This is a genomic window from Tabrizicola sp. (genome assembly GCF_031377265.1).
GTDB lineage: Bacteria > Pseudomonadota > Alphaproteobacteria > Rhodobacterales > Rhodobacteraceae > JAUYQR01.
Genome location: NZ_JANMET010000382.1, coordinates 1 through 7,389, shown reverse-complemented (window position 1 = coordinate 7,389; position 7,389 = coordinate 1). Strand labels below are relative to the sequence as shown.

Here is a 7,389-nt window from a genome sequence, read left to right as displayed (position 1 = left end):
GTATGGTGCAGCGCGGTTCGCGGTGGAGTTCGTGCGCCAACCCGATGCGCAGTTTATCAGCGACGGCAACCCGCTGGGTCTGGCACTGCACATCGGCGGCTGGGGGCTGACCATGGGGCAGATCCTGTCGCTGCCGATGATCCTGGCCGGCCTGTGGTTTCTGGCGCGCCGCCGTAGCGCATGACCGTTCTGGGCGACATGCTTGCCGCCCGGATCGCGGCCACCGGGCCGATCACGGTGGCCGAGTATATGGCCGAGTGTCTGATGCACCCGGCGCACGGCTATTACAGCACGCGCGATCCGTTCGGGGTGGCTGGCGATTTCACCACCGCCCCCGAGATCAGCCAGATGTTTGGCGAGCTGATCGGCCTGTGTCTGGCGCAGGCGTGGCTGGATCAGGGGTCACCCGCCCCCTTTACGCTGGCCGAGCTTGGCCCCGGGCGCGGGACGCTGATGGCCGATGTGATGCGCGCCACGCGGGCCGTGCCGGGGTTTCATGCGGGCGCGCGGATCGTGCTGGTCGAGGCGTCGGCCACTTTGCGCAATGTGCAGGCGCGGACGCTGGACGCCTATGCGCCGGTATGGGCCGACAGTGTTGCCAGCCTGCCGGACCAACCGCTGTTCCTGTTGGCAAACGAGTTCTTCGATGCCCTGCCGATCCGCCAGTTCCAGCGTGACGATGGTGGTTGGCGCGAGCGGATGGTCGGAGTTTCAGAGGGTAGGTTGCGGTTTGGTCTGTCGGCGCTGCTGCCAGAGGGGATGATCGGGCCGCGGTTTCAGGCCGATCCGCCGGGGACGGTGGTGGAGGTATGCCCGGCGCTGCCGGCGATTGCGCAAGCCATCGGCCAGCGGATCGCGGCACGGGGCGGGGTGGCACTGGTGATCGATTATGGCGGCTGGCGGTCGAAGGGCGATACGTTGCAAGCGCTGCGCGGGCATGCGCCCGAAGACCCGCTGGCCCAACCGGGTGCCGCCGATCTGACCGCGCATGTGGATTTCGAAGCACTGGCGCTGGCGATGGGGGTGGCGCGCACCGGGCTGACCGGTCAGGGCGTGCTGCTGAAACGCCTTGGGATTGATCAGCGCGCCGCGCGGCTTGGCGCCGAACTGGCGGGGGAAGTGCTGCAAAGCCACCTTGCCGCGCATCGCCGCTTGACCCACCCCGAGGAAATGGGTTCGGTGTTCAAAGCTATCGCGTTTCACGCCCCCGTTGCCCCTGCCCCTCCCGGTTTTGATCCATCCCATGCTTGAAATCTTGACATCCGACAGGATCGCTGCCCGCCACGGCTTTTTCACCCGCAAGGGTGGGGCGTCGTCTGGGATCTTTGCCGGGTTGAATTGCGGGACCGGGTCCAGCGATCAGGCCGATGTGGTGATGATCAACCGGACGCGGGCGGCGGCGGCGCTGGGGGTGCCGGTGACGGCACTGGTCACCGTGCATCAGGTGCATTCGGCGACAGCGGTTGCGGTGACCGTCCCGTTGGACGAACGCCCGATGGCCGACGCGCTGGTGACCGCCACGCCGGGGCTGATGCTGGCGGTGCTGACGGCAGATTGCCAGCCAGTGCTGTTTTCAGACGCCAAGGCGGGGGTGATCGGTGCCGCGCATGCGGGCTGGCGGGGGGCGATGGACGGGGTTCTGGAAGCCACGCTGGACGCGATGGAGACGCTGGGCGCGCGGCGGGCCGACATCGTGGCCGTGATTGGCCCGACGATCAGCCAGGCTGCCTATGAGGTCGGCCCGGAATTCTTTGAGCGGTTCACCGATAATGACCGCGCCACCAGCCGGTTCTTTGCCCAAGGGCGTGGCGACCGGATGTTGTTCGATCTGCCGGCATACGGGCTGCACCGGCTGCGCGAGGCCGGGGTTGGCCATGCCGAATGGACCGGCCATTGCACGTTTGCCGATGCGGAGCGGTTCTATTCATACCGCCGCATGACGCACAAGGGCGAGGCGGATTACGGCAGGCTGATCTCGGCGATCCGGCTTTAGCGCTGTTTCAGACTGTGGCGCTGTGGGCTGAACCGGCAAGAAAACGACCTTATTCCAGCAAGACTTGGCCGCAACGCCGCCGCATTCTCTTTGCATCCTGACTGCACCGGTGGAAGTCACCGCAGTGAGGGCAGTCAGAATGAATGTTGAAGCACAAACCAAACGCCGCTGGTTGATTGGCGTTCTGGAATCGGTCGCTGAACCGATTGCACTTCGGTCGTTTCCGAAAGACAGGCATGCTGACAGCAATCCTCGTCCGGGCAGCAAGGGCCTTGCCCTGCGGCTGAAGGCAGCAACCCGTCAGGCTGTACGCGTCGCCAACTGACGACGCGCGACGCCGGTCAGGCGGACTTTGCCAGCCGCGCCTCCAGCACGTCAAACGGCAGGCCGGGTTCGTCCTTGGCACAACGGATGACGAGGCTGGTCTTCACGTTGGCAACATGTTCGGCTTTCAACAGCTGCTCGGTCAGAAAGCTTTGGAAACTGGACAAATCCGGTGCGACGCATTTCAGGATAAAGTCGATCTCGCCGTTCAGCATGTGGCATTCGCGCACGAGCGGCCAAGCCCGGCAGCGCGCTTCGAACAGCGCCAGATCAGCCTCGGCCTGACTTTGCAGGCGGACCATGGCGAAAACCTGAACCTCGAATCCCAGTTCACGCGCGTCGATATCGGCGTGATAGCCCTTGATGTAGCCCGCCTCCTCCAGCGTGCGTACCCGGCGCAGGCAGGGCGGAGCCGAGATGCCGACGCGGCTGGCCAGTTCAACATTGGTCATGCGACCGTCGGCCTGTAGCTGAGCCAGGATCTGGCGGTCGATCGGGTCGAGTTTATGTCCGGCCACGCGGTCCGCCTTTGCAATAATTGCGCCCTATGCCGATAGCAGACATTTTCTTGCGCGTTCAAGCAATATTCTGTTGCGCAGCGTCAAAACTCTGGTCGATCGCGGGCTGATCATAGGCCACCAGCCGTCCCATGCCACCGCGGTGATAGCTGGCATGAAAGCGGTCAAACTGTTCCCGTGAGGATGCAACGAACGGGGCTCCCTGCAGTACAGTGCTGCCGGTCGGCTATCGGGAGAACCGCATCAGCCGCGGGCCAGCCTGCCGGTTCGCATCACGGTTTCCTCGTGCATCAACCCGGCCCCGGCAACCGACCAGTGCAGGCTGCCGGGTGCAATGGCGTTGTTGTCGCCCAGCCTGTCCTGGTTCCAGAACCCGGTCGGGCTGTCTGGCAGGATATAGGTGGCGACGGAAAACCCGGCATTCGGGTGCGGCGGAAACACCGGGCCGGTCATGTCAAAATACGAGATCACCAGAAACGGCGACAGGGCCACGCCGAGCGTTGCATGGGTGAGATCATGGGTTACGAGATGCAGGTGCGTCAGGCCCGAAGGCACCGGATAGGGCGTCATGGCATGGACCTTTCAACGGGTCTTCTGGGCTTTCCATTCGAGAAAGTGAATGAATATAGATCTTGTCTGCAGATGTAATGCGGATGGTCGCATATTGAACCTGGCGGATCTGACCACCCTGGCCGCCCTCGACCGTCACCGGCCACATTTCGGCACTGGAGGCGGCGCTCGGGGTACAATTGATCGCGCGGACCACCCGCGCGGTGCGGATGACCGCGATCGGCGCGCGGCTGGCCGAGGATGAGCAGGCGATTGCCGACCGGGCGGCGGAAGCTGCCGCGCGGTTGGGGGCAGAGATCGCGGCACCCGGAGGAACCGTGCGGCTGGCGCTGCCGTTCGCCCTGGCGCATGAGGTGATCGGCCCGGTGGTGGGGCGGGGTTTGCGCTGCTGCCCGCAATCGTGGTGCGCGAGCTGGTGGCCAGCGGGGATCTGCGGCGCGTCCGGCCTGACCATGCCCCGGAGCCGACCGAGGTTTCGCTGATCAGCCACGGCCGGACTTGCGACACCCCGGCGAGCGCGGTTCTGGCCGAGTTTCTGGTCGCGGAAACCGCAAGGCTGGATCCCACCGGGCAAGGGTTCCCACCGCTGAAACATGACCCTATATAGCAAGTCTTGCTGTCAACGAGGTTTGCCATGACTGCGTCACGTCACACACGGGTTTTGATCATCGGCTCCGGCCCGGCTGGGTACACGGCGGCTGTCTATGCGGCGCGGGCGATGCTGAACCCGATCCTGGTGCAGGGTCTGGTGCCCGGCGGCCAGCTGACCATCACCACCGAGGTGGAGAACTGGCCCGGCGACACGCATGTGCAGGGGCCCGACCTGATGGTGCGGATGCAGGCGCATGCCGAGGCGATGGGGGCGGAGGTGATCTCGGACTATATCTCCAGCCTTGACCTCAAGCGCCGGCCGTTCGTGGCCAAGGCCGACAGCGGCATGACCTTCACGGCGGATGCAGTGATCCTGGCCACTGGCGCGCAGGCGAAATGGCTGGGGCTGCCGTCCGAGGAAAAGTTCAAGGGCTTTGGCGTATCGGCCTGCGCCACCTGCGACGGGTTCTTCTACCGCGGCAAGGAGATCGTGGTGATCGGCGGCGGCAATACGGCGGTGGAGGAGGCGCTGTTCCTGACCAACTTTGCCTCGAAAGTGACGCTGATCCACCGGCGCGACAGTTTGCGCGCCGAAAAGATCATGCAGGACCGGCTGTTCAAGCACCCGAAGATCTCCGTCGTCTGGAACACCGAAGTGACCGAGGTACTGGGCGATGAGGCCCCCTTGGGCGTCACCGGCGTGCGCACCCGCAATCTGGTGACCGGCGCGGTGGCAGATATCCCCTGCGCGGGGTTCTTTGTGGCCATCGGCCATGCGCCGGCGTCGGAACTGGTCAAGGACCAGTTGCCGCTGCATTCGGGTGGCTATGTGCAGGTCGAGGCGGGGTCCACCCGCACCGCCATTCCGGGCGTCTTCGCGGCGGGGGATCTGACCGACCACATCTACCGCCAGGCCGTGACGAGTGCGGGCATGGGTTGCATGGCGGCGCTGGATGCCGAGAAGTTTCTGGCCGCGCAGGAGGCGGAGCTGAAGGCGGCGGAGTAGCCGTTTGATGCAGCGCAAGGCGGTAACCGGGCCGTCAGGGCAAACTGTGGGCATGGAGGTGCATCATGCGCATTGCTTTGGCCGTCGGTCTGGTCTTCCTGACCCTCTTCGTCGTTCCGGTGCTGGTCTATGGCATCCTGTCGCGTGTTACCGGGTTGCAGCCACCGGGCGATGACCCGATGGCGTTTCTGGCTGGGGTTGCGGTATCGAAACTTGGCACTGCCTTGGCGTTTGTCGGCCTCTGGGCGCTGGGGCGCGAGGCGTTCGGGACGCAATGGATGCTTTATGTCGGCCTGTGGTGGGTGATGTTCGTGTTTGGTGAGGTGGGCCAAGCTATCGGGCCGGATTACAGCTGGTCCGAGGCGATTGCAGGGATCGTGTCGGAGACGGTCTATCTGCCAATCTCCGGTCTGATCGTGACGCGGCTGCTGCCCGCCTGAGCACCGAAAAAAGCGGATGACCCGGTGCGCTTGCCTGCGCTGGACGATCTTTCCTGAAAACTTGCTCATCCAAAGCATTTTCGCCCTTTTTTCCCGATTTCCCCGTGCGCTGCCTTGAATTCCGCCCCATTCCCGGGCTACTGCCGCGCCAACCGGCGGGTGGCCCGCCAGCCCATTGAAAAGGTGCTTTCCATGTCGATGCCCAATCTGGTTCCGATCCCGGAACTTTATGTCTCGTATGACTCGGCCCAGAAGCTGAAGATCGAGGCGGGCAATCTGCCGTCATGGGATCTGACCGCGCGGCAGATCTGCGATCTGGAACTGCTGATGAACGGCGGGTTCCATCCCTTGAAAGGCTTCATGGGGCAGGCCGATTATGACGGTGTGGTGTCCAAGATGCGGATGGCGGATGGCACGTTGTGGCCGATCCCGATCACTCTCGATATCAGCGAGAAGTTCGCCGAAACCGTCGAACCGGGGCAGGACGTGGCGCTCCGCGACGCCGAAGGCGTGATCCTGGCGATCCTGTCGGTGACCGACAAATGGGTGCCCGACAAGGCGCTGGAGGCGGAGCGGGTATTCGGCGCGGATGATCTGGCGCATCCGGCGGTGAACTATCTGCACCATCAGGCGGGCAAGGTTTACCTCGGCGGCCCGATCACCGGCATTCAGCAACCCGTGCATTACGACTTCAAGGCCCGTCGCGATACGCCGAACGAATTGCGCGCGTTTTTCCGCAAGATGGGCTGGCGGCGTGTCGTCGCGTTCCAGACCCGCAACCCCTTGCACCGCGCGCATCAGGAACTGACCTTCCGTGCGGCGCGTGAAGCGCAGGCGAACCTGATCATCCACCCGGTTGTTGGCATGACCAAGCCAGGTGACATCGACCATTTCACCCGTGTGCGGTGTTATGAGGCGGTGCTGGGCCAATACCCGGCCGCCACCACGACGATGAGCCTGCTCAATCTGGCGATGCGCATGGCCGGCCCGCGCGAGGCGCTGTGGCACGGCATCATCCGGCGCAACCATGGCTGCACCCACATGATCGTCGGGCGCGATCATGCCGGGCCGGGCAAGAATTCTGCGGGCAAGGATTTCTATGACCCCTATGCCGCGCAGGAACTGTTCAAGGAACACGCGACGGAGATCGGCATCGAGATGGTCGATTTCAAACAGATGGTCTATGTGCAGGAAAAGGCGCAATATTACCCGATCGACGAAGTGCCGGACGGCTCCACCGTGCTGGACATTTCCGGCACCGAACTGCGCCGCCGCCTGCGCGAGGGGCTGGAGATTCCAGAGTGGTTCTCGTTCCCCAACGTGGTGGAAGAGTTGCGCCGCACGTCGCCCGCACGGTCGAAGCAGGGCTTCACGGTATTCTTCACCGGGCTGTCAGGATCGGGCAAATCGACCATCGCCAACGCGCTGATGGTCAAGCTGATGGAGATGGGCGGGCGACCGGTCACACTGCTGGACGGGGATGTGGTGCGCAAGCATCTGTCATCAGAACTGGGGTTTTCCAAGGAACACCGCGACCTGAACATCAAGCGGATCGGCTATGTGGCCAGCGAGATCACCAAGAACGGCGGCATCGCGATCTGCGCGCCGATTGCGCCCTACACTGCCACGCGCCGCGCCGTGCGCGAGATGATCGAGGCGTTTGGCGCGTTCATCGAGGTGCATGTCGCGACCCGCATCGAGGAATGCGAACGCCGTGACCGCAAGGGCCTGTACAAGCTGGCGCGCGAAGGCAAGATCAAGGAATTCACTGGGATTTCAGACCCCTACGAGGCACCGACCACAGCCGAACTGGTGGTCGATACCGAGAATGTCGATGTTGACCACTGTGCGCATCAGGTGCTTTTGAAGCTGGAACAGATGGGCCTGATCAAGGGCTGATCCGGGGCGCTTTGTATCGGGGGCAGCGCAATCCGCCCCCGACGGGCG

General features: G+C 64.0%; 9 protein-coding genes and 1 pseudogene. 8 read left to right on the top strand and 2 right to left on the bottom strand.

Annotated elements, in window-relative coordinates:
* The 4 genes from RMO18_RS20375 to RMO18_RS20360 form a co-directional block, all read left to right on the top strand.
* Nucleotides 1-184 (top strand): prolipoprotein diacylglyceryl transferase family protein (locus RMO18_RS20375; protein ID WP_309668350.1); only part of this gene is annotated, 184 nt, incomplete at its 5' end.
* Entirely contained in the window at nt 181-1,251 is a 1,071-nt protein-coding gene (locus RMO18_RS20370) for an SAM-dependent methyltransferase (protein WP_309668349.1), read from the top strand. The genes RMO18_RS20375 and RMO18_RS20370, both read left to right, overlap by 4 nt.
* Nucleotides 1,244-1,993, top strand: a complete 750-nt coding sequence (pgeF, locus tag RMO18_RS20365; protein WP_309668348.1) for a peptidoglycan editing factor PgeF — start codon at nt 1,244-1,246, stop codon at nt 1,991-1,993. The genes RMO18_RS20370 and pgeF overlap by 8 nt, the downstream gene beginning before the upstream one ends.
* Nucleotides 1,994-2,057: 64 nt before the next feature.
* A complete protein-coding gene (locus RMO18_RS20360; protein ID WP_309668347.1) occupies nt 2,058-2,318 on the top strand; it encodes a hypothetical protein in 261 nt (86 codons plus the stop codon).
* A 16-nt stretch (nt 2,319-2,334) separates the two neighbouring features.
* On the opposite strand, the gene RMO18_RS20355 is transcribed toward RMO18_RS20360, so the two are convergent.
* Nucleotides 2,335-2,835, bottom strand: a complete 501-nt coding sequence (locus RMO18_RS20355) for an Lrp/AsnC family transcriptional regulator (RefSeq protein WP_309668346.1) — start codon at nt 2,833-2,835, stop codon at nt 2,335-2,337.
* A 243-nt stretch (nt 2,836-3,078) separates the two neighbouring features.
* Nucleotides 3,079-3,405 (bottom strand): pirin family protein, encoded by a 327-nt coding sequence (locus tag RMO18_RS20350; RefSeq protein ID WP_309668345.1) that lies wholly within the window; start codon nt 3,403-3,405, stop codon nt 3,079-3,081.
* Nucleotides 3,406-3,542: 137 nt separating this feature from the next.
* Between RMO18_RS20350 and RMO18_RS20345 the strand changes: the two are divergent.
* The 4 genes and pseudogenes from RMO18_RS20345 to RMO18_RS20330 all read left to right on the top strand — a co-directional run.
* Nucleotides 3,543-3,887: pseudogene (locus RMO18_RS20345) on the top strand (hypothetical protein); the annotation flags it as partial.
* Nucleotides 3,888-4,039: 152 nt separating this feature from the next.
* Nucleotides 4,040-5,002 (top strand): thioredoxin-disulfide reductase, encoded by a 963-nt coding sequence (gene trxB, locus RMO18_RS20340; RefSeq protein WP_309668344.1) that lies wholly within the window; start codon nt 4,040-4,042, stop codon nt 5,000-5,002.
* 65 nt (nt 5,003-5,067) lie between these two features.
* Nucleotides 5,068-5,442, top strand: coding sequence for a hypothetical protein (locus RMO18_RS20335; protein WP_309668343.1), 375 nt, complete (start codon nt 5,068-5,070; stop codon nt 5,440-5,442).
* Between the two features lie 192 nt (nt 5,443-5,634).
* Nucleotides 5,635-7,341, top strand: coding sequence for a bifunctional sulfate adenylyltransferase/adenylylsulfate kinase (locus RMO18_RS20330; RefSeq protein ID WP_309668342.1), 1,707 nt, complete (start codon nt 5,635-5,637; stop codon nt 7,339-7,341).
* Nucleotides 7,342-7,389 lie beyond the last annotated feature (48 nt).